The organism is Saccharothrix sp. (assembly GCF_031180885.1).
GTDB lineage: Bacteria > Actinomycetota > Actinomycetes > Mycobacteriales > Pseudonocardiaceae > Actinosynnema.
This window is the reverse complement of sequence record NZ_JAPSLK010000002.1, coordinates 177622-201791: the sequence shown is the minus strand read 5'-3', so window position 1 is coordinate 201791 and position 24170 is coordinate 177622. Positions and strand designations below refer to the sequence as shown.

Sequence of the window (24170 nt, the reverse complement as noted above, 5' to 3'; positions counted from 1 at the left end):
ATCACCTCCAGGCACGACTGCGCGGGACGCCCGCACTCTACGCGGGTGACCCCCGGTGAGGACCAGGGTTCCTGGTCCCGGTGGTCTCGTCCGCGCAGGTCCGACCGGCGCAAGATCGTCCGTTCACCGTTGCCGGCCGCGGTCCACAGTGGACCCCGCCGGCCCGCGACACCCCCAGGGACCAGCCCACCAGCGCCCCGAACGCCACGTGGTCCAACCACTGCGGCACCGCCGGCAGCGCCCGGACCGCGGGCACCCGCACCACCCCCAGGTCCAGGGCCGCGATGGCCAGCCCGGCCACCGCCCCGCCGGTCACTCCGAGTGGTCGCCGGGCGTCCACCGCGGCGAGCACGGCCGTCCAGAACGCGGACACGCCGACGTGTGCTGCGACACCCCTCGGCACGGTCGGCCGGCCCAGCAGGGCGCCCGCCGCACGGGTCGCGGCCAACACGTCACGGCCGGTCACCAGGGCGTGTACCGTGGAGGGCACACCGCTGAGCGTCGAGGCCACCAACCAGGCCCGGATCAAGCCCCGCATCGCGACTCCGTCGTGTGCGCGCGGAATTGTCGGAGGCGGAAGTTACCCTCCTCTACCGTGTACCGCTCGACGCACGCCACGACCTGGGGAGCCCGGTGACCGCTGAGATCCTGTACGGGGCCGACGACCTGACCCACCTGGAAGGTCTGGAAGCGGTTCGCAAGCGGCCCGGCATGTACATCGGCTCCACCGACAGCAGGGGCATCAACCACCTGTTCACCGAGGTGGTCGACAACTCCACCGACGAGGGCGTGGCCGGGCACGCCACCCGGATCGTCGTCACGCTGCACGCCGACGGCAGCGTCCAGGTCGACGACGACGGGCGCGGCATCCCCACCGGCATCCACGCCAAGTCCGGGCTGTCCGGTGTGGAGCTGGTGCTGACCCGGCTGCACGCGGGCGGCAAGTTCGGCGGCTCCGGGTACAAGACCTCCGGCGGTCTGCACGGCGTGGGCGCGTCCGCGGTCAACGCCCTGTCCCACCGGTACGACGTGGTGGTGCGGCGCGAGGGCAAGGTGCACGAGATGTCCTTCGCGCACGGCGTGCCCGGCGTGTTCGACGGCCCGGGGCCGAGGGCCGCGTTCACCCGCCAGTCCGGGCTGCGGGTCACCGGGCGCACCAAGAAGACCGGCACGTCCACCCGGTACTGGTACGACGCCCGCTACTTCGAGAGCGGCGCCAAGCTCGACGTCGAGGCCGTGCGGGCGAAGTTGCGCAACACCGCGTTCCTCGTGCCGGGCGTGACCTACGTGCTGCGCGACGCCACCCAGGGCTCGATCAGCGAGGAGACGTTCCACTACCCGGGCGGCCTGTCCGACATGGTCGACTTCCTCGCGCCGTCGGGGGAGAAGCCGGTGTCCGGCACGCTGCTGATCACCGGCGACGGGGTCTACCACGAGAACGCGGCCGACGAGAACGGCGTCATGCGGTCCAAGGTGGAGCGCCACGCCGAGGTCGAGATCGCGCTGCGCTGGGGCACCGGCTACGAGCGCACCGTGGAGTGCTTCACCAACACCATCCGCAACATGCACGGCGGCACCCACCGCCGCGGCTTCGAGCGGGCGGTGCTGAAGGCGGTCCAGGAGGCCATCGGCCGCAGCCGGGGCCTGCTCAAGCCCAAGGAGGACCCGCCCACCCTGGACGACGTGCTGGAGGGCATGACCGCCGTCATCCACGTGCGCATCCCCGAACCGCAGTTCACGTCCCAGACCAAGGACGAGCTGTCCACCGCCGGCATCACCAAGGTGGTGCTGGGCATCGTGGAGAAGCAGGTCCGGGCGTGGACCGAGGACCGCCGCACGAAGGCGGAAGCCAAGATCGTCCTGCAGAAGGTCGTGGACGCCTCCCGCGTCCGCCTGACCCAGAAGCAGCAGAAGGACGCCGCCCGCCGCAAGACCGCGCTGGAAGGCGCGGCCATGCCCGCGAAGCTGGTCGACTGCCGGACCACCGGTGTCGCGCGCTCAGAACTTTTTCTCGTGGAAGGCGACAGCGCCCTCGGCTCGGCCCGCATGGCGCGGGTGTCGGAGTACCAGGCGCTGTTGCCGTTGCGGGGCAAGATCCTGAACGTGCAGAAGGCGTCGTTGGCCGACACGCTGCGCAACGCCGAGATCGCCTCCATCGTGCAGGTGCTCGGCGCGGGTACCGGCCGGACGTTCGACCTCGGGGCCATGCGGTACGGGCGGGTGATCCTGATGGCGGACGCGGATGTCGACGGCTCGCACATCCGGACGCTGCTGATCACGTTGTTCGCCAAGTACATGCGGCCCGTGATCGAGGACGGCAGGCTCTACGCCGCGATGCCGCCGTTGCACAAGGTGATGACCAAGGGGCGCAACGCCGAGACCCACTTCACCTTCACCCAGCGCGAGATGGAGCAGAAGGTCGCGCAGCTGGAGAAGGCGGGCAAGACGGTGGTCAAGCCGGTGCCCCGGTTCAAGGGTCTGGGCGAGATGGACGCGGACGAGTTGTGGGAGACCACGATGAACCCCGCCACCCGGTCCGTCCGCCGGATCACGCTGCACGACGCGGAGGCCGCCGAGGCCGCGCTGGAGTTGCTGATGGGCGAGAAGGTGGAGCCGCGCCGGGCGTGGCTCGTCGAGTCGGCCGCCCGGGTCGACCAGTCCGCGATCGACGTCTGAGGCCAGGAGAGAGTTACCAGTGGCACGCCGCAAGACCCCCACGACCCGGGTCGACCCGTCCGCGTTCGACCGCGCCGGCGCGCAGGTGTTCGACAACTCGCTGACCACCGAGATCGAGGACTCCTACCTGGAGTACGCGTACTCGGTGATCCACTCGCGGGCGCTGCCGGACGCGCGGGACGGCCTCAAGCCGGTGCACCGCCGGATCCTGTTCTCGATGAACGAGCAGGGCCACCGGCCGACCAGCCCGTACGTGAAGTCCTCGCGGGTGGTCGGCGACTGCTTCGTGCGCGGCGCGCTGGTGTCCACGCCGGCGGGTCTCAAAGCCATCGAGACCTTGGAGGTCGGTGACCTCGTGCTGGACCCGGCCGGGCAGCCGGTGCGGGTCGGCGAGGTGTACGAGAACCCGGTGTCCGAGCTGGTCCGGGTGGTGTGGGCGAACGGCGACACCATGCTGGTGACGCCGGGCCAGCGGTTCCGCGTCGAGGACGGGGAGTGGGTCGCCGCGCGCGACCTCGCCGGGCGGAAGACCACCGCTTTCGGCGCTTCCCGGCACGCGACTTTGGTTGCCGATGGTGGTGACGTCGAGGCCTACGTGCTGGGCCTGGTGGCGGCGCGGGGTGTGGTCGAGGACGGCCGCGTGCACCTGACGATGGCCGAGTGCGCGCCGTTGGACGCCGCGCACGGCTGGGCCATCGCGCACGAGATGACGGTGGAGCGGGACAAGTACGAGGGCGCGGACGGCGTCGACCTGCACGTCCTGACCTTCGACCCGGACGTGGAGCTGCTGGCCGCCACCCGGGTGGTCCCCGCGGGCGTGGTCGCCGAGCGCGCGCACTGGGCGCCGTTCCTGGCGGGCCTGTTCGACGGCGCGGGCCACGTTCACGAGGGCCGGGAGATCGGGTTCGCGGACACCCGCGACGAGGTCTACGCGATGCTGGCCGACGCGGGCGTCCGGGCCGAGCGTGACCGGGGCCTGTGGGTGTCCGGCCGGCACGCGTCGGCGCTGGCCGCCGCCCTGCTGCGGTGGACGAAGACCGGCCACGACGACCTGGTGGACGTCATCCGCGCGGCCCGCGGCGAGGACCCGGTCGAGCAGACCGCGACGTGCGAGGTCGTGGCGGTCGAGCCGGCCGAGCCGGACACCACCTACGACATCCAGGTCGAGGCCGACGAGCACGCGTTCGTCGTGGCCGGCCAGGTCGTGCACAACTGCATGGGCAAGTACCACCCGCACGGCGACACCGCGATCTACGACGCGATGGTCCGCCTGGCCCAGGACTTCTCCCTCAACACCCCGCTGATCGACGGGCATGGCAATTTCGGGTCCCCAGACGATGGACCGGCTGCCTCGCGTTACACCGAAGCCCGGATGTCGCCCGCCGCCATGCTGCTGGTGGGCGAGCTGGACGAGGAGACCGTCGACTTCCGGCCCAACTACGACGGTTCGCTCCAGGAGCCGTCCGTGCTGCCCGCCGCGTTCCCGAACCTGCTGGTCAACGGCACCTCGGGCATCGCGGTCGGCATGGCCACGAACATGATCCCGCACAACCTGGGCGAGGTCGTGGCGGCGGCGCGGTGGCTGGTCAACCACCCGGACGCCGACCTGGACAAGCTCATGGAGTTCGTCCCCGGCCCCGACCTGCCGACCGGTGGCGTGCTGCTGGGCCTGGACGAGGTGCGCAAGGCCTACGAGACCGGGCGCGGCGTGGTGCGGATGCGGGCCAAGGTCGAGACCGGGCCGTTGGAGGGCAGTCGCGGCCGGCAGGCGATCACGGTCACCGAGCTGCCCTACGGCGTCGGGCCGGAGAAGATCATCGAGAAGATCACCGACGAGGTGACCAAGTCCAAGCGGCTGACCGGCATCGCCGACGTCAAGGACCTCACCGACCGCGAGAACGGCATCCGGGTCGTCATCGAGTGCAAGGTCGGCGTGAACCCGCAGGCGCTGCTGGCCGACCTGTACCGGCTGACGCCGATGGAGCAGTCCTTCGGCATCAACAACCTGGTCCTGGTCGACGGCCAGCCGCAGACGCTCGGCCTCAAGGCGCTGCTGGAGGTGTTCCTCAAGCACCGCTACGAGGTCGTCACCCGGCGGACGCGCTACCGCCGCCGCAAGCGCGAGGACCGGCTGCACCTGGTCGAGGGCCTGCTCAAGGCGCTGCTCGACATCGACAAGGTGATCAAGCTCATCCGGGGTAGCGAGAACGCCCAGGCCGCCAAGGAAGGCCTGATGAAGACGTTCAAGCTGTCGGAGGTGCAGGCCACCTACATCCTCGACACCCCGCTGCGCCGCCTCACCCGCTACGACTCGATCGAGCTGGAGGCCGAGCAGGACCGGCTGCGCAACGAGATCGCCGAGCTGACCAAGATCCTCGACGACGAGCGCGAGCTGAAGAAGGTCGTGTCGGCGGAACTGGCGAAGGTGGCCAAGGACCTGTCCGGCGAGCGCCGCACGACGCTGCTGGACGGTGACCTGAAGGAGGTGCTGGCGGCGTCCAAGCCCGCCGGGCCGCTGGAGGTCGCCGACGACCCGTGCCAGGTGATCCTGTCGGCGACCGGGCTGGTGGCGCGGACGGCGGCGGAGTCGGAGGAGGCGTCCGAGGCGCGCCGCCGCAACGGCCGGACCAAGCACGACGCGGTCGCGGCGGTCGTGCACACCACCGCGCGGGGCCAGGTGCTGCTGGTGACCAACCTGGGTCGCGCGGTGAAGACCGACGTGCTGCCGCTGCCGGTGCTGCCGGAGGCGAGCGGGACGGTGTCCTTGAGTGGTGGCATGGCGGCCAGCGAGCTGCTCGACCTGGCCAAGGGCGAGAAGGTCGTGGGCATCGCGCCGTTGGGCGACACCGACTCGCCGGGGTTGGCGCTGGGCACGCGGCAGGGCGTGGTGAAGGTGTGCGCGCCGGAGTGGCCGGTGCGGTCGGAGGAGTTCGAGGTGATCACCCTCAAGGAGGGTGACGAGGTGGTCGGCGCGTCGTGGCTGGGGAGTGCGGAGGAGACGCTGGTGTTCGTCTCGTCCGACTCGTCGCTGCTGCGCTACAACGCGTCCCTGGTCCGGCCGCAGGGCCTCAAGGGCGGCGGCATGGCCGGGATCAACCTCGCGGCCGGCCAGCGGGTGCTGTTCTTCGGCGCGGTGCGGACCGACGACGACGAGCACGGCTCGCCGATGGTGGTCACGTCGACCGGGCAGAGCGTGAAGGTGACGCCGTTCGCGGAGTACCCGGCGAAGGGCCGGGCGACCGGTGGCGTGCGGTCGCAGCGGTTCTTGAAGGGTGAGAACGGGCTGGTCCTGGCGTGGGTCGGGCCGCGTCCGGCGGGTGCGGCGGACAACGGGTCGCCGGTCGAGCTGCCCGAGGTGGACCTGCGGCGCGACGGTTCGGGCCACGCCCACCCGGGTCCGGACGTGGTCGGGCACCTGATCGAACGCGGCTGACAGTCACGAAAACGAGAACGGGCGCGAAATGAAAATCGGAGTCGTTACGCTGGCGGGGTGACGACTCTGGACCCGGTGACCGCTTCCGCTTTGAGGCGCGGCTGGGACGCGCAGCAGCAGCCCTTCCTGCCGTGGCGGGAGGAGGCGTTCGACGTCCTGGCCGCGCGGGCGCACGGGCGGGTGCTCGACCTGGCCGGCGGCACGGGTTCGATCGCGTCCCGCCTGGCTGACGTGACGCTGCTGGACTTCGACCCGGTGTTGCTGGAGATCGCGCGGGTGGCGCTCGGGGTGCCGGTGGTGCGGGCGGATCTGAGCGGGCCGGGTTGGGTGGACGGGTTGCCGCGCTTCGACTCGGTGGTGGCGGGGACGGCGCTGCACCACTTCGGGCCGGACCGGCTGCGGGCGCTGTACGCCGAGATTCGGGAGGTCCTGGCTCCCGGCGGGCTTTTCGCCAACGCCGACCGCATGCCCGAACCCGCCGCACCCGCCACCGCGCCGGCCGTCACCGCGCCGGCCGTCACCGCGCCGGTCGCCGATGAGTCTGCGTCCGGCGGGTCGGCGGCGATGGAGGCGTGGCGGGTGTGGTGGGAGGAGGCGTTGGCGCATCCGGCGTTGGCCGACGCCGCCGCCGACCGGGCCGATGGGGATTCCGCCGACTTCTACCCGCCTGCCTCCTGGCACGTCGAAGCCCTCAAGAGCGCCGGGTTCGCGCACGTCGAAGTCGTCTGGCGGCGGGGTGACAGCGCGGTCGTGGTGGCACATCGCGATCCGCTTATTTGATAACGACTCTCGTCTCCAGTAAGCATGGGAACCCTCACCTGAACGAGTGAAGGGCACCCATGATCACCGCACTTCGTGCCCGACGACCCGACCGAGGCGTTCCGCCGGGACGCCGTGACCCTGCTCTCCTGGCTGGAAGACCGATGAGGACCCTCGCACTCGCCCTCGCGGGCCTGACGCTCGCCGCCTGCACCGCCGCCCCCGCCCCCGAACAGAAGCCGACCCCGGTCGTCCGCACGGCCGCGCCGCTCGAAACCTCCCTGAGCGTCACCGACCCGCGCGGCACGAAGGTCACGTTGACCAAGCCGGCCGAGCGGATCGTGTGCCTGAACGGCCTGTGCGACGACATCGTCCTGGACCTCGGTCTCGTGCCGGTGGGCACCACCAACCCCACGCTCCTGCCCGTCCTCGGCCACACCGGGGAGGTCCCGAAGGTCCCGGGCACGTTCGGCAGCGAGGACGTCGAGTTCATCGCGGGGCTCAAGCCGGACCTGGTGATCGGCCTGCCGGGCGTGCACGACCCGCTGCGGCCCGCCATCGAGAAGTTCGCTCCACTGTGGACGGCCGAGCCCGCGACCTGGGAGGAGTCCGTCGGCTACCTGCGTGCGCTCGGGTCGTTGACCGGGCGCGCGGACCGGGCCGTGAAGGCCGAGGAGACCTTCCGGGGCAAGCTCGCGGACGCGATCGCCAAGACCCAGGCCGACGGGCGGTCGGGCAAGAAGGTGCTGCTGATGTACGGCAGCGTGGACTCGATCGGCGTCGACACCACGTCCTCGCTCAAGGGCCACCTGCTGGGGCAGCTGTTCAGCTACCCCTTCCCGGCCAAGGGGACCGACGTCGAGACGGCGAGCAACTACAGCGTCGAGGAACTGCTGGCCAAGCAGCCGGACGTGGTCTTCGTGTACTCCCTGCTGTTCTCTCCGGACGACAAGACGTTGAGCAGTCAGCTGGCCGACAACCCGGTGTGGAAGCAGATCCCGGCCGTGCAGCAGGGGCGGGTGCACGAGATGCACGCCAAGCTGTGGGGTTCGGGGCGCGGGTTGCGCAGCCTGGCGGCGGTCGCGGACGAGGCGCTGGCCAAGGTTCCCGCTTGAGCCGAGGTCTCCGCTTGGGCCGTGGTTCCCGCTTGGGCCGGAGGCCCCGCTTGAGGCTGCTCGTGCTCGTCGCGGTGGCGGCGGTCGTCGGGGCGTTGGCGTTGGGGCAGCCGGTGGTGGCGTGGCCGGTGACCGAGCTGGAGCAGGTCGTGGTGTGGCAGTTGCGCGCGCCGCGGCTGGTGCTCGGCGCGGTCGCCGGGGCGTGCCTGGGGGTGGCGGGGCTGCTGTTGCAGGAGTCCCTGCGCAACCCGCTGGCCGTGCCCGAGCTGCTCGGGGTCTCCGGCGGGGCGTCGGCCGCGGTCGGGACGACGGTGGCGTTCGGGCTGACCGTTCCGGGCGCGCCGCTCACGCCGGCGCTGGTCGGTGCCGCGCTGGGCGGGGCGTTGACGCTGGTGGCGGTGCGCGGCGCGGCGGGACCGGCGGCGGTGCTGCTGATCGGCGCGGCCGTGGGGTCGGCGGCCCAGGCGGTGATGCTCGCCGCTACCGCGATGACCGACACGCGGGAGCAGGGGGTGCTGGTGCGCTACCTGCTCGGGTCGCTGACCGGGACCACGTGGCCGACGCTCGTCCCGGTCGCGGTGGGGCTCGCGGTGGCGGTGCCGGCGGTGGTGTTCGCGGTGCCGCGGGTCAAGGTGCTGCGGCTCGGCGACGACGAGGCGATGTCGGCGGGGCTGCGGCCGGGACGGGCCCGGGTGGCCGTGCTGGCGGTGGCGTCGTTGCTGGTGGCGGTCGTGGTGGGGCCGGCGGGGCCGGTGGCGTGGGTGGGGTTCTTCGCGCCCCGGCTCGCGGCTCGGCTGGGACGGCCTTCCGTTGGGATGACGGCGTTCCTGGGGGCGCTGGTCGTGGTCGTCGCGGACCTGGTGGCGCGGACCGTGCTGTACCCGGTGGAGCTGCCGGTCGGCGGGCTGACGGCGTTGGCCGCGGTCGGGGTCGGGCTGCTGGTGCGGAGGCGGGCGTGAGGATCGCCGGGTTGGCCGTGCTGGCGGTGGTGTGCGCGGTGGCGCAGCTCGCGGTCGGGAGCACGGACGTGTCGTTGTTCTTCGGCGATGACGCCCATGCGCGGACGGTCGTGCTGGAGCTGCGGGCGCCCCGGGTGTTGGTGGGGTTGTGCGCGGGGGCCTGTCTGGGGATCGCCGGGGCGTTGTTGCAGGCGGCCGTGCGCAACCGGTTGGCATCGCCGGAGATCACCGGTGTCGGGTCCGGGGCCGTGCTCGGTGCGGTGGTCGCGTCGGTGGTCGGCGGGGTGGCCGCGCAGCCGCTGCCGATGGCCGGTGCGGCGCTGCTCGGCGGGGTCGTCGGCGGCGGGGTGCTGTGGGTGCTGGCCGGGGTGTCCGGCGAGGTCGCGGTGCGCGGTGTGGTGGTGTCGTCGGTGCTGGTCGGGGTGACGTTGGTGCTGCTCACCGCACGTCCGCAGCTCGCCGGCGCGGTGTCGCGGTGGCTGCTCGGGTCGCTGGTCGGCCGCACGTGGGAGCACTTGGCGCCGCTGTGGCCGGTGCTGGTGGTGGTCTTGGTGGTGGCGACGTTGCTCGGTGGCGTGTTGGACGTGCTGGCGGTGGACGACGACCACGCGCACGCGGTCGGGCTGGCCGTTGTCCCTTGGCGGAGCACGGTGTTGTTGCTGGCGGCGGTGGCCACGTCGGCCGCGGTGGCGGCGGTGGGGGCGACGGCGTTCGTCGGGCTGCTCGCGCCGCACGCCGCGCGGTGGCTGGTCGGGCCGGTGCACCGGCGGGTGGTGCCCGCGTCGGCGCTGGCCGGTGCGGCGGCGGTGGCGGGGGCGGACGCGGTGGGCCAGGTGGTGCACGTGCCCGCCGGGGCGATCACGGCGTTGATGGGCGCGGCCGTGCTGGTCGTGGTGGCGCGGCGGACGGGAGGGATCTGGTGACACCACTGCGCGCGTCGGGCGTGCACGTGCGGTTCGGGGAGCACGAGGTGCTGCGGGGTGTTGACCTCGCGGTGGCCGAGGGGGAGTGGCTGACCCTGCTCGGGGAGAACGGCAGCGGCAAGACGACGTTGCTGCGGGTCCTGGCGGGGCTCCACACGCCTTCGCGGGGTGAGGTTGTTGTGGAAGGCCGGCCGCTGGCCTCGATGACCCGGCGGGATGTCGCGCGCCGGATTTCGCTGCTGCCGCAGGCGACCCCGTACGTGCGGGGGTTGACCGTGCGGCAGTTCGTGCGGCAGGGCCGTTACGCGGCAAGGGGTCCGCTGGGGATGCTCGGTGAGGTGGACGACGAGCAGGTGCGGAAGGCGTTGCGGGACACCGGGGTCGTCGAGTGGGCGGACGCGCTCGTCGAGCGGTTGTCGGGCGGGCAGCGGCAGCGGGTGCGGTTGGCGTTGGCGCTGGCCCAGGACGCGCCCGTGCTGCTGCTCGACGAACCGACCACGTACCTCGACATCCGGCACCAGGTCGAGGTGCTGGAGCTGGTCCGGGCGCTGCAACGGGAGCGGGGTCTGACCGTCGTGGCCGTCCTGCACGACCTGGCCCAGGCCGCCCGGTACTCGGATCGCGTGGTGGCGCTGCGGGACGGGGTGGTGCACGCCGACGGCCCACCGTCCACTGTGGTCGATGCGGGGTTCTTGGCCGAGGTCTACGGCGTGCGGGGCGAGGTGCGGTGGATCACGACCAACGGCCTGGCAAAAATGGTTGTCATTCCGGATTAGGTGGACCCCTGGCCGGCAGACCCCGCCGACCTCGACGAGGAGGAGCGCGTGAAGACCCTCAAGCCCAGCACCGCACTGTTCACCGGCCCGTGGTGGAACTGGTCGAGCGCGACGCGGACCTGGGCGCGCAGGTCGAGGTGCGGCTCGACCCGCGCGTTCCTGTGATCCCGCTGCCCGAACCGGTGCCGCCCGCGATGACGCTGGCGGAAGCCCTGTTGAGCCGCCGGTCGCACTACTCCTACCGGCCGTTGAGCCGACAAGACCTGAGTTCCCTGCTGTGGTACGCGGTCGGGGTGCAGCGTCGGTCGGGACCGCACGTGCTCGGCACCAATCCCAACGCGGGTGGACTACCGACCATCGCCGTGCACGTCGTCCAGCGCGGTTCGGTGTTCGAGTACCTGCGCGAGCCGCACGCGTTGTCGCTGTTGGGCGGGGGTGACCTGGAAGGTGTGTTCGCGCAGGAGGAGTTCGCGCAGGAGGAGTTCGCGCGCCGGGCCGACACCGTCATCGTCCTCAGTGGACGGATGGGGTCGGGACCGGCGAAATACGGACCCCGCCATTACCGCACCGCGCACGTCGACGCCGGCGTCGCGGTGCAGAACCTGTACCTGGTGGCGACCGCGCTGGGATTGGGCTGCTGCGCGGTCGCCGGATTCTCCGACGACGCGGTGAAAGCCCTTGTCAGGGCCGGAGAACACGACGTCCCGCTGGTGTTGTTCGTGGTCGGGCAACCGGTGTCGGGACATAACGAGGGGGCATAAAGCCATTCCCCGGAGTGCGGTCGCGGCAATACCGTGGCGACAGCAAGGGGGCGTTGTCATGGACACAACGAGAACGGACACGTTCGCGGGTGCCCTGCGCGCGGCGATCGCGCAAAGCGGACTGGGGCTGGAACGCATCCGCGAGCACTTGGCGCAGCACGGGGTGAAGGTCAGCCTGGCGACGTTGAGCTACTGGCAGTCCGGGCGCAGCCGGCCGGAGCGGCGGTCGTCGCTGGCCGCGATCGGGCTGCTGGAGGACGTGCTCGACCTGCCGACCGGGTACCTGGAGAGCCTGCTGGGGCCGCCCAGGCCGCGCGGGCGGTGGCTGAAGCGGGTGCCCGACGAGCCGGTGCCGATCAGTTCGCTGTGGTCGCCGCCGGAGACCGTCGAGTGGGCCGTGCGGCAGGTGGACACCGGGTGGGACGAGCAGCTGACCCGGTTGAGCCAGCACGACTTCGTCACCGTGGGGGCGGATCGCGCCGAGCACGTCATCCGGTCGCGGCACGTGCTGCGCGCCGAGGCGGACGGCGCGGACCGGTGGGTGGTGATCGTGGGCACCGAGCAGCCCGGACGGCCGTTGCCGGTGGTGCGGCCGGTGCGGCACTGCTCGGTGGGGCGCGCGGTGGGCCGGCCGGAGGTCGGGGTGGCGTGCGCGGAGCTGCTGTTCGACCGGGCGTTGCGGCGGGGCGAGAGCATCGTGATCGAGCACGAGGTGGTGAGCTTCCCGGGCGGGGTGGTCACCGACTGCGGGCGCAAGTTCCGGTTGCCGGTGCGGGAGTACGTGCTGGAGGTGGCGTTCGACCCGGCGGTGCGTCCGGTGTCGTGCGAGCAGTACCGGCGGGTGGACGGGCGGCCGGAGACCGTGGTGCCGGCGGAGGTCGACGCGAGCGGGTCGCTGCTGGGAGTCGCGCTCGACCTGGCGCCGGGCAGCTACGGCTTCCGCTGGCAGTGGTAGCCCCGGGTCAGCCCTTGATCGGCTTCGGCTGCCGCCCCCGGATCCATTGTCCCACAGGGGTACGACAGTCCCGTGCGTGCGGGGCGGGTGGGCGGTCGGAGGGCCGGTGGTCGGCGGGTGGGCGGTCAGAGGGCCGGTGGTCGGCGGGTGGGTGGTCAGAGGGCCGGTGGTCGGCGCGTGGGTGGTCAGAGGGCCGGTGGTCGGCGCGTGGGCGATCAGGGGGTCGGCGGGTGATGGTCAGGGGGTCGGTGGTCGGCGGGTGGCTTCTCGGCGCAGGGTCGGGGTGACCCAGGCGAGGGCGACCCCGACGGCCATCAGCGCGACGCCCGCACCCAGTCCCGCGCGTGGCCCGGCCGTCACCGCCACCGCGCCGGCCAGGGCCGCGCCCGCCGGCTGGCCCAGGCCCCACGCGATCATCCGGGCCGTCGTGTTGACCCGGGACTGCATGTCCGGCGGGCACACCTGCTGGCGGTAGGTGATCCCGTTGATCACGACGGTGGAGTGCGCGGTGCCCCACGCGACTGCCGACACCATCGCCGCGATCCAGTGCGTGCTCAACAGCGCCCCGGTCGCGCACACCAGCGACGCGGGCAGCCCGGCCAGCGCGAGCCGCGCCCCGCCCCACCGCGCGGTGAGCTTGGGCAGCAACCGGGCCGCGACCAGCGCGCCCACACCCCAGCAGCTGAACAACGCGGCCAGCCGCACGTCCCCGGACGGCCGCACCCCCAGCACCTGGTCCGCCCACGGCACCAGGACCGCGACCCACGCCCCGGCGGCGGCCGAGTGGGTCGCGCCGACCAGGGTCAGCGTGCGGACGATCGCGTTGCCCCACACGAACCGCAGCCCCGAGCCGATGTCCCGGACCAGCGTGGTGCCGTCCGTGCGCGGCGCGGACAGGGCCGACTGGACCGCGCGGACCAGCACCGCCGAGCCCACGGCGGTCAGCGCGTTGACCGCGACCAGGTTCGCCGGCGCGACCACCGCCACCAGCAGGCCGGCCAGCGGTGGCACGGCCAGTTCGGCGATCGTGGTGCGGCCGTAGAGCTTGGCGTAGGCGGCGGTCAGGTTCTCCTTGCCCACCAAGGCGGGCAGCGCGCCGAAGTTGGCCGCGTCGAAGAACACGAACGCGGTCTGCGCGACGAACGCCACCGCCACCACGTGCGGCGCCGTCAGCCCGCCGGCCCACCACGCCACCGGGATCGTCGCGAGCGCGCCCGCGACCACCAGGTCCAGCCCCACCATGAGCACCCGCCGGTCGACCCGGTCCGCGAGCGCGCCCGCGAGGAGCCCGAAGACGAGGTAGGGCAGGGCTTCCGCGGCGGCGACGGCCGCGGTCCAGCCGGCGGACCCGGTGAGCTGGTAGACCAGCACGGGCAGGGCCACCACCGACACCAGGGTGCCCGCGACGGACAGCAGGCGGGCGGCGAGGTAGCGGCTGAAGTCGCGGGCGGACTCGACGGTGGCGGTCACGGGATCAGGCTAATGAATGTCATGTTCACTTACCAATCCCAGGGTGAACGGCACGCCCCGCGCCCACTCGTCCTCCTCCCCGACCTGCCGGATCATCGCCACCAAAGCAGCCCGATCGGCCTCGGGCAGGGCGAGCGGCGGGTGGGCCATGTGCTCGGTCGCGCGCACGGCGGAGTCCGGGTCGACCTCGTCGTCCGAGCTGTGGTCGAGGAACGCCAGTCCGGCCAGGGCACTGCGCACCAGGGCGAGGTGGACGTCGTCGGGCACCACGCGAGCGTAACCGGGGCGTCAGGCGTAGCGGGCGGCGATGGCGGTGGCGCGGTCGTGGAGCTTGGTGCGCAACCATCGCGGGGACAGGGCTTCCGCGTTCGTGGCGAGCTGCCACAGCGCCCACTCGGCGTGTCTGGCGTCCTGGAAGGTCACTTCCATCCGGAGCCGGCCGTCCGACTCGGTTTCCTCGGAGAGGACGGCCAGTGCGGTGTTCAGCAGGTCCTCGCGGCGGGCCGGGTCGAGCCGCAGCAGCACCGCGACCTGGTCGCCGCCGGTCCGGAACCGGGTGCTGCGGTCCTGCCAGGCCCGGTCGAGGTCGACCCGGTCCGGTCGTTGCGCGGGTTCGTCGAGTTCTTCGGCGGCCAGCACCCGGGACAGCCGGTAGGTGCGGTCCTCTCCGGATCGGGTGGCCAGCAGGTAGCCCTGGTCGCGCACGGTCACCAGGCCGATCGGGTCCACCGTGCGCCACTGCGCCTTCTGACCGGCCGCCGCGTAGTGGATGCGCACCTTGTGGCCGGCGAACACCGCGCGCCGGATCTCGGCCACGACGGCGTCGGGGACCTCGTCGGCGACGGTGCGGCGGGAGAGGAGGTCGGTCTCCGGGTCGATGAGCAGCCTCTCCGCCACGCCCGCCGCGATGTCCTGGTGTCCTTGCGGGAGCGCGTCGACCACCTTGAGCATGGCCGAGGCGAGTGCCGAGCCGAGTCCGAACGCCTGCGCGCCCCGTCGCGAGCCGGCGATCAGCAGGGCCAGGGCCTCGTCGTGGTTCAGGCCGGTGAGTTCGGTCCGGAAACCGGGCAGCAGCTCGAAACCGCCGTGCCGGCCGCGTTCGGCGTAGACCGGGACACCGGCCGCCGACAGCGCCTCGATGTCGCGCAGCACGGTGCGCGTGGAGACCTCCAGCTCACGGGCGAGGGTGGTCGCGGAGAGCCGACCACGCCGGCGCAGCAGCAGCACCAGCGAGACCAACCGGTCGGCGCGCACCCCGTGAACTTTATCGGAATACCCGACAGGGGATGTCGTGATTAGCGCGGAGGCTGGTTGCTGCGACGCCGTGGGGCGGCGCGTGGATCGAATCGAATGGGGCACTTGTGGCGATGGAACGAACCGCGGTCAACCCGTGGCCGTGGTCGGTGGAGATGGGGTTCAACCAGGGCGAGGTCGTCTCGGGGCAGACCCGGACCCTGTACTGCTCGGGGCAGACCGCGATGGACGCTGAGGGGAAGCCCCAGCACGAGGGCGACATGGCGGCGCAGCTGGCGTTGACCCTGGACAACCTGGAGGCCGTGCTCGGCGAGGCGGGCATGTCGCTGGCGAACGTCGTCCGGCTCAACGTCTACACCACGGACGTCGACCTGCTGTTCCAGCACTACGGCGTGCTGGCGGCCCGGTTGGGCGCGGCCGGGGTGGCGCCGAGCACGACCATGCTCGGGGTGACCCGGCTGGCGATCCCGACGCTGATGGTCGAGCTGGAGGCGACGGCCGTCGCGTGAGGCCGAACCCGCTGCCCGTGCGCGGGCAGCGGGGCGGTCAGGCTTCCAGCGCCGATGCGGTGACGTCGAGCACCCGGACGAGGTCGTCGGCGGTGGGCAGGGCGGCGCGCAGCGCCTCCGGCGAACCCGGGGACTCCGGCACCCGCACAAGGTACGTGGTCCGCGCCACCCCGGTGGAGCGGAATAGCGGTGGACGGGGTACGGTTGTGGCCAGTAGTTGAAAGTGCAACTACTTGGACCGAGGAGCGGTTATGCAGTTCGGTGTCTTCACCGTCGGCGACGTGACGCCCGACCCCACCACGGGCCGGACGCCGACCGAGGCCGAGCGCATCAAGGCGATGGTCGCGATCGCGTTGAAGGCCGAGGAGGTCGGCCTGGACGTGTTCGCGACCGGCGAGCACCACAACCCGCCGTTCGTGCCGTCCTCGCCGACCACGATGCTCGGCTACATCGCGGCCCGCACGCAGCGCCTCGTGCTGTCCACCGCCACCACGCTGATCACCACGAACGACCCGGTCAAGATCGCCGAGGACTTCGCGATGCTCCAGCACCTGGCCGACGGCCGGGTCGACCTGATCATGGGTCGCGGCAACACCGGCCCGGTGTACCCGTGGTTCGGCAAGGACATCCGCGACGGCATCGACCTGGCCATCGAGAACTACCACCTGCTGCACCGGTTGTGGCGCGAGGACGTGGTGGACTGGCAGGGCCGCTTCCGCACCCCGCTCCAGTCGTTCACCTCGACGCCCCGCCCGCTGGACGGCGTCCCGCCGTTCGTGTGGCACGGGTCGATCCGCAGCCCGGAGATCGCGGAGCAGGCCGCCTACTACGGCGACGGGTTCTTCGCCAACAACATCTTCTGGCCCAAGGAGCACTTCCAGCGGCTGATCAACCTCTACCGGGAGCGCTTCGAGCACTACGGGCACGGCGCCGCGCACCAGGCGATCGTCGGCCTCGGCGGCCAGGTGTTCATGCGCCGCAACTCGCAGGACGCCGTCCGGGAGTTCCGCCCGTACTTCGACAACGCCCCCGTCTACGGCCACGGCCCGTCGCTGGAGGAGTTCCAGGCCCAGACGCCGCTGACCGTGGGCAGCCCGCAGGAGGTCATCGACAAGACGCTGACCTTCCGCGAGCACTTCGGCGACTACCAGCGCCAGCTGTTCCTCATGGACCACGCCGGCCTGCCGCTGAAGACCGTGCTGGAGCAGCTCGACCTGCTCGGCGAGATCGTGCCGGTGCTGCGCCGCGAGTTCGCGATCGGCCGCCCGGCCGACGTGCCGGACGCCCCCACCCACGCCTCGCTCGCGAAGGAGACCGTGAAGTGACGACCCTGGCCGTGGTGTCGGCGGGTCTCGGCGAGCCGTCGTCCAGCCACCTGCTGGCCGACCGGCTCGCCGCCGCCGTGGACCGTGCGCTGCCCGTGGAGGTCCGGTCGATCCGGCTGCGCGACGTCGCGCGGGACGTGGCGGACAACCTGGTCACCGGCTTCCCGAGCGCCCGGTTGCGGGAGGTCGTGGACGACGTCGTGACCGCCGACGGGTTGATCGTGGTGACGCCGACGTTCAACGCCTCCTACAGCGGGCTGTTCAAGTCGTTCGTCGACGTGCTGGAGCCGGACTCGCTGGTCGGCAAGCCGGTGCTGATCGCGGCGACCGGCGGGACGGAGCGGCACTCCCTGGTCCTCGACCACGCCTTGCGCCCGCTGTTCGCCTACCTGCGGGCGGTCGTGGTGCCGACCGGTGTGTACGCGGCGTCCTCGGACTGGGGCGCGCCGCAGGGCCTGTCGGATCGGGTCGAGCGGGCGGCGGGCGAGCTGGCCGGGCTGCTGGAGGGGCGGGTTCCGGTGAAGCCGGAGGACAAATTCGTGCCGTTCGACCAGTTGCTCAAGCCTAAAGTCTGATCATGACCTCCGTCGTCCCCGCCGCGCTCGCGCTCGCCACGCACAACTCCGACGTCCTGCTGACCGTGCTCGCCGAGACCCGGGGGCACGAGCTGATCCGTCGACCGGGTTTCTCCGCGATGCGGGGGCCGGGGTTGCTGCGGGTGCTGGTGGTGGACCCGGAGCCGGGCGCGGACGACGTCGCCGAGGTGGGCGAGCTGGTCGCGGCGGCGGGTGCGCGGCGGGTGACGATCGAGGACTCGTTCGGGGTGCTCGACTGCGCCCCGTGGGGGCTGGAGGCGCGTGAACTGCCGGTGATGGCGCGCCAGCCGGGACCGGTGGCCGCGCCTTCGTTGGAGGTGGCGCGGGTCGAGACCGCTGACCGGGTCGCGGTCTTCGAGCGGGTGGTTTTGGACGGGTTCCCGCTGCCCGGGTTCGCGCCGGGGGAGGCGTTCACGCCCGCCCTGCTCGACCGGCCCGACGCGCGGATGCACCTGGTGACCCGCGAAGGATCGGTGGCCGGCGCTTGTTTGTCCATTCTGGACGCGAATGCGACCGGTCTTTACTGGGTGACGACACTGCCCGAGCACCGGTCACGAGGTGTCGGGCGGGCGCTGCTGTGCGCGGCGCTCGACGGGACGGACGTGCCGGTGACGCTCACCGCGACCAAGGCCGGCCGCCCGCTGTACGACTCGTTCGGCTTCGACGTGGTGACGAACGCCAACTGGTGGTCGAAGCCGGAGGCGTGACGCGCGGGCGACCGGCGAGGATTTCTACGTGGGCTGGTAGGTGAGGCAGTTCGCCGCGTGCCCGCCCTCGCCCGGACCGACGCGGATGTCGGCGGCCGAGCATTCCAAGTCCTTGTTGTAGGTGCAGTCGGTGCGCGAACACGCGCCGACCTGGGCGATCACCCGGTCCAGACCGCCCTTGCGCGACAACGGGATGAAGGTGCCGCAGTCGGCGGCGCCGTTGTGGCCGCTCACGGTGATGGCGAAGGCGTGGCAGCCGTCGTGGTTGTACGAACAGCCCGCGACGGTGCACTCGGCGACATGGGGCATTTCAGTGGTGGTCATCCCGGCTCCTCGGTCGTTTGTTTCGCCGTTTCGCACAGTGCCCCAGCTATTCCATGGTCGCAACACGAGAATGATTAGGTTAGCCTTACCATTCATTTCATTCCGTGGTCGTGACCTGCATTTGCGGGTGCCGGCGCGTCGGGGTGTGCGCGACACACCACGGGGTGCTCGCGGACGGGGCGGCCGTCGGCCGGCATCGTGGTCGGGTACACACGTTCGACGGTCGCCGGATCGGGCGGACGCGATCGCTGAGGGGATGGGGGAAGTGGTGGAGGAGCGCACCGTCGCGGGCCGGTACCGGTTGACGGACCGGATCGGCGCGGGTGGCATGGGCGTGGTGTGGCGCGCCGAGGACACCCGGTTGCGGCGCATCGTCGCGCTCAAGGAGTTGGTGACCCGCAACGGTTTCGACTCGGACTCGGTGCGCCGCGCGGTCCGCGAGGGCCGGATCGCCGCGCGGCTCCAGCACGCCAACGTGATCGCGCTCTACGACGTGGTCGAGGACGACAACCGGCCGTGGCTGGTGATGGAGTACCTGCCGTCGCGCAGCCTCGCGGCGATCCTGGCCGAGCGCGGCACCATGCCGCCGGACGAGGTCAGACGGGTCGGCGCCCAGTTGGCGGCGGGGCTGGCGGCGGCGCACGCGTCCGGTGTCGTGCACCGGGACGTCAAGCCCGGCAACGTGCTGGTGACCGAGTTCGGCACGGTGAAGGTGACCGACTTCGGCACGTCCCGCGTGGCCGGGGAGGGGACGATCACGGCGACCGGCATGCTCGTCGGCACGCCCGCCTACCTGGCCCCGGAGGTCGCGCGGGGTGAGGAGATCGGGTTCCCGGCGGACGTGTTCGGGGTCGGCGCGACCCTGTACGCGGCGCTGGAGGGTGCGCCGCCGTTCGGCACGGACGGCAACCCGATCCTGCTGCTGCACAAGGCGGCCGAGGGCAAGTACCCGCCGCCGCAGAACGCGGGGTCGCTGGAACCGGTCCTGACCCGGCTGCTGGACCCGAACCCGGAGACCCGGCCGACGATGGCCGAAGCGGTCCGGATGCTCAGCGAGGAGACGGTCGACCCCGCGACGGTCCTGGCCGCCGCGCTGCCCCAGGCCCCGGCAACCCGCGTCATCGTTCCGCCGACTGTCCCGGCCGACACCGAGCCCGCGTCGGGAGCGGAGGAGGCCGCCGCCGAGCCCGCGCCCGAGGCGCCCGCGCCGACCGGTGACAACCCGCCCACGCCACCGCCGGCAACCCCGCCCGCCGCTCAGTCACCCGCCGCCGCGCCGACGCCGGACGCAGCCAACCCACCCACGCCGCCCGCCGCCCGGCCGGCCGCCTACGGCCCGCCCACGCCGCCCGCGGCTCAGCCGGCCTCCTACGGGCCGCCGACGCCCCCCGCCGCTCAGCCGGCCGCTGCGTACAGCCCGGCCGCGCCGGCCGCCGACACCCCACCCGTGACCCGGCCCATCGAGGACGAAGCGGAGCAGCGCGACCGCAAGCGCGCCATCGTCCTCCTGGCCGCCGGACTCGCCGTGCTGCTCGCCGTCGTCGTGGGTGTCGTCCTGCTCAACCGCGACAAGACCCCCACCGACCCGGCCGCCGGCCCCACCGACCAGTCCACCTCGACCACCACCGAACCCAGCCCCGAACCGCAACAGCCCCCGGTCACCTCCGACGACCAACCCACGACCACCACCACGCAGGCGACCACCGCACCCCCGCAACCGGCCGGCGGCGCGGACAAGGGCCTCACCGACTACTACGCCCTCCTCCCCGCCGACACCCAGGCCGGCTGGTCCCGCCTCACCGAGAACTTCCGCACCACCTTCAACGGTGGCCAGACCTTCGCGGAATACCAGGACTTCTGGGGCAAGATCGCCGCCGTGCAGCTGTCGAACATCAGCCCCCAAGGTGAGAACCGGGTCGCCGCGACCATCACCTACACCACGAAGGCCGGCGCCACCGAGACCTACAACCACGTCTACACACTGGTGCCGGTCAGGGGCGTCTGGATGATCGACGGCCAGGCATGACCCTCGGCTACCTCCACGACCTCGCCGCCCGTCACGACGTCCCCGGCTACTGGCGCCGCCCGCGACCTCCTGCGGTTCACCGCCGCCCACCTGGACAACAGCGCCGTGGGGTCCGCGCAGGCGATGCGCGAGGAGCAGGTCAGTCAGCCTGCGCGAAGGGTCCACAGTGGACTCAAGCTGCGGTCTGTGCTGGGCGTTGGGGCCGGAGCCGCGCAAGCCGGTCACGCCCACCGGTCGCGGCCGGTTCGTGGCGGAGCTGGACGGCGCGCGAAGGGAGTTCGCCCACCTGGAACACGACGGCACCGACTTCCTTTACCTGAACCGGCTGTTCCGCCGCGTGACCGATCACCGACGCACCGCGAGCCCCTGCCGGCTATAGGGCCTTTCGGCCCATAGCGGTCACCTCCGACGGGCGTAGCGTCGCAGGGCAGGACTTCCGCCGCCGCCCGGATGCTCGGAAGGAGCGCGCCATGAAGCGGTCCGCTGCCGTCCTCGCCTCGCTGACCCTGGTCCTCGCCGGGGTCACCACCCCCGCCGCGGCGGCGCCGTCCACCGACCCGCTCGACGTCTACGTCGCGGAGGTCGCGCCGACCGACGCGGCGGCCCTGGTCCGCGAAGGGCTCGACGTGGTGTCCAGCCGGGTGGTCGGTGAACGGGTGCGGGTCGAGGTGGTGCTGGCGGACAGCGAGCGGGACCGGCTGGCGCAGCGCGGTGTCCCGCTGGAGGTGAAGAAGTCCAAGGACGGCAAGTCGGCCCGCCAACTGGCCGCCGAGCAGGCCGTGAACGGCTACACCGTGTGGCGGTCGTTCGACGAGCCCGGCGGCATCCGCGACGAGCTGTACTCGCTGGCCCGCGCCAACCGCAACCTGGTCAAGCTGTCCGTGCTGGGCCGCACCGCCCAGGGCCGCGAGATCATCGGCCTGAAGGTCACCCAGGGCGCGCCGGGCATCCGGGACGGCGCGCGCCCGGCGGTGCTGTACTCGTCGTTGCAGCACGCCCGCGAGTGGATCAGCGTCGAGGTCAACCGGCGGCTGCTGCGCCACTTCATCGACCGGTTCAAGGCCGACGACCCGGTGGTCAAGGACCTGCTCAAGACCACCGAGCTGTGGTTCGTGGTGGTCGCCAACCCGGACGGCTACCAGTACTCGTTCGACGTGGAACGCCTGTGGCGCAAGAACCTCCGCGACAACGACGGCAACGGCGCGGTGAACCCGGGCGACGGCGTCGACCCGAACCGCAACTTCGACGAGCACTGGGACTACGACAACGAGGGCTCGTCGTCCACCCCGTCCAGCGAGACCTACCGCGGCCCGGGCGCGGCCTCCGAGCCGGAGACCCGGGCCATGCAGGGCCTGATCGACCGGGTCAAGCCGAAGTTCCAGTCGAACTGGCACTCCACGGGCAACTGGATCCTCTACCCGCAGGGCTGGCAGACCGGCTCGCCCGAGGCGGACAACCCGATCTACGTGGCCCTGGCGGGCACCGACGCCAACCCGGCGATCGCCGGCTTCGACCCGGGCATCAGCTCCGACGAGCTGTACGTGACCAACGGCGAGACCACCGACTACGCCGACAGCGCCGCCGGCACCGTCGCGTTCACCCCGGAACTGGGTGAGGGCTGCGACGGTTGCGGGTTCGTGTTCCCCGACGACGAGGCGCTGGTGGAGGCGGAGTTCCAGAAGACCCTGCCGTTCTCGCTGTCCCTGGCCCGGTCGGCGACCGACCCGGCGAACCCGCAGTCGGCGGTGGGCATCACCGCGCAGCCGTTCTACCTCGACCAGGCCGACGCCGACCCGGAGAACGGGCCGTTGTCCATGCTGGACTTCACCTTCGACGTCTCCTACGGCGACCCGCAGGAGGTGCGGGTGCTGGCGAAGCGTTCGCTGGGCGCGGTCACCGCGCGCTGGCAGGTCAACGGCGGTGCGGTGCAGAGCGCGCCGACCAGCGAGTGGGCCGGTGGTGAGCGCTACGGCGTGGGCAACTCGAACTACTACCACGTCATGACCGGGCAGGTGACCGGCACGAACCCGGGTGACACGGTCAAGGTGTGGTTCGAGGGCGGCGGCGCGACCAGTTCGTCCTTCGAGTACCGGGCCGCGGCGGAGAGCGGCGCCCGCGTGCTGGTGATGGCGGCGGAGGACTACACGGGCCTGTCGCCGGCCAAGCCCGGCGTGACGGCGCCGCAGTACGTGTCGTACTACGCCGACGCGCTGAACGCCCTGGGCATGTCCTACGACGTCTACGACGTGGACGCCAACGGCCGCACCGCGCCGGACGCGTTGGGCGTGCTGTCCCACTACGACGCGGTGATCTGGTACACGGGCGACGACCTGGTCACCCGCGAACCCGGCATGACCGCCGGCAACGTCTCCAGCCTCGCCCAGACCGAGCTGTTCGAGGTGCGCGACTACCTCAACGAGGGCGGGAAGGTGTTCTACACCGGCAACTCCGCCGGGCACCAGTACAGCACCGCGCTGGGCACCCAGCTCTACGACCCGTTCGAGAACGCGCCGTGCACCGGGGCCGTGGCGCCGCGCTGCCGTCCGCTGAGCGGTTCGGGCAACGGCGTCAACGACGTCCTGGAGTACTGGTTCGGCGCGGGTCTGCTCAACGCCGGAGCCGGGCTGGACGGCGAGACCGGCGAAGCGCTGCCGGTCCGCGGCGTGGCGACCCCGTTGGAGGGCTTGGCCTTCACGCTCAACGGCACCGACAGCGCGCAGAACCAGTCGCGGACGGCGTCGTTCATCAGCACCAGCGCCCTGCTGCCCGCGGACCGGTACCCGCAGTTCGCGAGCACCCCGGTGGCGGCGTGGGAGCGGGCGGGCGGGCCGTTCGACCCGCACACCGGCGACTACTACGTGTACTCGCAGATCGGGGACGTCTCCTACAAGCGGCTGACCCGGACGATCGACGTGCCCGCGGCCGGCGCGACCATGACGTTCTGGACCTCCTACGACATCGAACCCGCGTGGGACCACCTGTTCGTCGAGGCCCGTCCGGTCGGCACGGAGAACTGGACGACCCTGCCCGACACCAACGGCCACACGTCCACCGACACCGGCGACAGCTGCCCGGAGGGCTGGCGCGAACTGCACCCGCAGCTGGACCACTACCAGACCCTCAACCCCGACGGCACGTGCTCGCCGGTCGGGTCCACGGGTGAGTGGCACGCGGCGTCCGGCAGCTCCGGCGGCTGGCAGCAGTGGCGCGTCGACCTGAGCGGCTACGCGGGAGCGCAGGTCGAGGTCGCCATCGCCTACGTCAGCGACTGGTCGATCCAGGGCCTGGGCGTGTTCATCGACGACATCGAGGTGTCCACGGGCGAGGGGAGCACGTCGTTCGAGAACGGCCTGGACGGCTGGGCGATCACCGGCCCGCCGCCGGGCAGCACGGCCAACCCCAACGACTTCGCGCGCATCACCGCGGCGGGGTTCCCGGAGGGCGCGGTGGTGGCCACGGCCGACACGCTGTACTTCGGTTTCGGCTTCGAGGGCATCACCGACGCGACGGCCCGCACGCAGGTTTTGGACCGCGTCCTGGACCACCTCCTCGGCGGGTGACCGCCGGAGACGGGTTGGTGCGACAGCGCTGCCGCGCCAACC

General features: G+C 72.0%; 21 protein-coding genes. 16 read left to right on the top strand and 5 right to left on the bottom strand.

From position 1 onward, the window contains the following. Nucleotides 1-37: 37 nt before the first annotated feature. A complete protein-coding gene (locus tag RIN75_RS05160; RefSeq protein WP_309110602.1) occupies nucleotides 38-538 on the bottom strand; it encodes a hypothetical protein in 501 nt (166 codons plus the stop codon). Between the two features lie 95 nt (nucleotides 539-633). On the opposite strand from RIN75_RS05160, the gene RIN75_RS05155 reads away from it, so the two are divergent. The 9 genes from RIN75_RS05155 (at nucleotide 634) to RIN75_RS05115 (ending at nucleotide 12357) form a co-directional block, all read left to right on the top strand. Next, nucleotides 634-2676 (top strand): DNA topoisomerase IV subunit B, encoded by a 2043-nt coding sequence (locus RIN75_RS05155; protein WP_309110601.1) that lies wholly within the window; start codon nucleotides 634-636, stop codon nucleotides 2674-2676. Nucleotides 2677-2695: 19 nt separating this feature from the next. Then, nucleotides 2696-6109, top strand: coding sequence for a DNA topoisomerase (ATP-hydrolyzing) (locus RIN75_RS05150; RefSeq protein ID WP_309110600.1), 3414 nt, complete (start codon nucleotides 2696-2698; stop codon nucleotides 6107-6109). Between the two features lie 57 nt (nucleotides 6110-6166). Further along, nucleotides 6167-6889 carry a class I SAM-dependent methyltransferase gene (locus tag RIN75_RS05145; RefSeq protein WP_309110599.1) on the top strand — a complete coding sequence of 241 codons (723 nt, stop codon included), beginning with the start codon at nucleotides 6167-6169 and terminating at the stop codon, nucleotides 6887-6889. Between the two features lie 143 nt (nucleotides 6890-7032). Continuing rightward, nucleotides 7033-7983 (top strand): ABC transporter substrate-binding protein, encoded by a 951-nt coding sequence (locus RIN75_RS05140; protein ID WP_309110598.1) that lies wholly within the window; start codon nucleotides 7033-7035, stop codon nucleotides 7981-7983. A gap of 50 nt (nucleotides 7984-8033) precedes the next feature. Next, nucleotides 8034-8942, top strand: a complete 909-nt coding sequence (locus RIN75_RS05135) for an iron chelate uptake ABC transporter family permease subunit (RefSeq protein ID WP_309110597.1) — start codon at nucleotides 8034-8036, stop codon at nucleotides 8940-8942. After that, nucleotides 8939-9865: an iron chelate uptake ABC transporter family permease subunit gene (locus RIN75_RS05130; RefSeq protein WP_309110596.1), complete on the top strand. Its 927-nt coding sequence runs from the start codon at nucleotides 8939-8941 to the stop codon at nucleotides 9863-9865. The genes RIN75_RS05135 and RIN75_RS05130 overlap by 4 nt, the downstream gene beginning before the upstream one ends. Further along, nucleotides 9862-10641, top strand: coding sequence for an ABC transporter ATP-binding protein (locus RIN75_RS05125; protein ID WP_309110595.1), 780 nt, complete (start codon nucleotides 9862-9864; stop codon nucleotides 10639-10641). Before RIN75_RS05130 ends, RIN75_RS05125 begins: the two co-directional genes overlap by 4 nt. Nucleotides 10642-10733: 92 nt before the next feature. Beyond that, nucleotides 10734-11402 (top strand): SagB family peptide dehydrogenase, encoded by a 669-nt coding sequence (locus RIN75_RS05120; protein ID WP_309110594.1) that lies wholly within the window; start codon nucleotides 10734-10736, stop codon nucleotides 11400-11402. Between the two features lie 58 nt (nucleotides 11403-11460). After that, entirely contained in the window at nucleotides 11461-12357 is an 897-nt protein-coding gene (locus RIN75_RS05115) for an XRE family transcriptional regulator (RefSeq protein WP_309110593.1), read from the top strand. Nucleotides 12358-12594: 237 nt separating this feature from the next. Here RIN75_RS05115 and RIN75_RS05110 read toward each other — a convergent pair whose 3' ends face one another. Genes RIN75_RS05110 through RIN75_RS05100 form a run of 3 tightly spaced genes read right to left on the bottom strand, consistent with a single transcriptional unit; the run spans nucleotide 12595 to nucleotide 15081 of the window. Next, nucleotides 12595-13827 carry an MFS transporter gene (locus RIN75_RS05110; protein ID WP_309110592.1) on the bottom strand — a complete coding sequence of 411 codons (1233 nt, stop codon included), beginning with the start codon at nucleotides 13825-13827 and terminating at the stop codon, nucleotides 12595-12597. A gap of 9 nt (nucleotides 13828-13836) precedes the next feature. Further along, nucleotides 13837-14094, bottom strand: a complete 258-nt coding sequence (locus tag RIN75_RS05105) for a hypothetical protein (protein WP_309110591.1) — start codon at nucleotides 14092-14094, stop codon at nucleotides 13837-13839. 21 nt (nucleotides 14095-14115) lie between these two features. Beyond that, nucleotides 14116-15081 (bottom strand): WYL domain-containing protein, encoded by a 966-nt coding sequence (locus RIN75_RS05100; RefSeq protein ID WP_309110590.1) that lies wholly within the window; start codon nucleotides 15079-15081, stop codon nucleotides 14116-14118. Nucleotides 15082-15194: 113 nt separating this feature from the next. Here RIN75_RS05100 and RIN75_RS05095 point away from each other — a divergent pair, with 113 nt between their 5' ends. From RIN75_RS05095 to RIN75_RS05080, 4 genes are all read left to right on the top strand, one after another. Continuing rightward, on the top strand, nucleotides 15195-15590 hold the full coding sequence (locus tag RIN75_RS05095; RefSeq protein WP_309110589.1) for a RidA family protein: 396 nt from the start codon (nucleotides 15195-15197) through the stop codon (nucleotides 15588-15590). Nucleotides 15591-15841: 251 nt separating this feature from the next. After that, complete coding sequence (locus RIN75_RS05090; protein WP_309110588.1) at nucleotides 15842-16915, top strand: LLM class flavin-dependent oxidoreductase; 1074 nt, start codon at nucleotides 15842-15844, stop codon at nucleotides 16913-16915. Continuing rightward, on the top strand, nucleotides 16912-17490 hold the full coding sequence (locus RIN75_RS05085) for an FMN reductase (protein WP_309110587.1): 579 nt from the start codon (nucleotides 16912-16914) through the stop codon (nucleotides 17488-17490). Before RIN75_RS05090 ends, RIN75_RS05085 begins: the two co-directional genes overlap by 4 nt. A 2-nt stretch (nucleotides 17491-17492) precedes the next feature. Beyond that, a complete protein-coding gene (locus tag RIN75_RS05080; RefSeq protein WP_309110586.1) occupies nucleotides 17493-18218 on the top strand; it encodes a GNAT family N-acetyltransferase in 726 nt (241 codons plus the stop codon). A 24-nt stretch (nucleotides 18219-18242) separates the two neighbouring features. On the opposite strand, the gene RIN75_RS05075 is transcribed toward RIN75_RS05080, so the two are convergent. Further along, the gene (locus tag RIN75_RS05075) at nucleotides 18243-18542 is read right to left on the bottom strand and encodes a DUF1540 domain-containing protein (RefSeq protein WP_309110585.1); all 300 of its coding nucleotides are present in this window, start codon (nucleotides 18540-18542) and stop codon (nucleotides 18243-18245) included. A 256-nt stretch (nucleotides 18543-18798) separates the two neighbouring features. Between RIN75_RS05075 and RIN75_RS05070 the strand changes: the two genes are divergently transcribed. The 3 genes from RIN75_RS05070 (at nucleotide 18799) to RIN75_RS05060 (ending at nucleotide 24128) form a co-directional block, all read left to right on the top strand. Next, on the top strand, nucleotides 18799-20568 hold the full coding sequence (locus RIN75_RS05070; protein WP_309110584.1) for a serine/threonine-protein kinase: 1770 nt from the start codon (nucleotides 18799-18801) through the stop codon (nucleotides 20566-20568). Between the two features lie 166 nt (nucleotides 20569-20734). Then, nucleotides 20735-20947, top strand: a complete 213-nt coding sequence (locus RIN75_RS05065) for a hypothetical protein (protein WP_309110583.1) — start codon at nucleotides 20735-20737, stop codon at nucleotides 20945-20947. Between the two features lie 91 nt (nucleotides 20948-21038). Further along, complete coding sequence (locus RIN75_RS05060; RefSeq protein ID WP_309110582.1) at nucleotides 21039-24128, top strand: M14 family zinc carboxypeptidase; 3090 nt, start codon at nucleotides 21039-21041, stop codon at nucleotides 24126-24128. Nucleotides 24129-24170 lie beyond the last annotated feature (42 nt).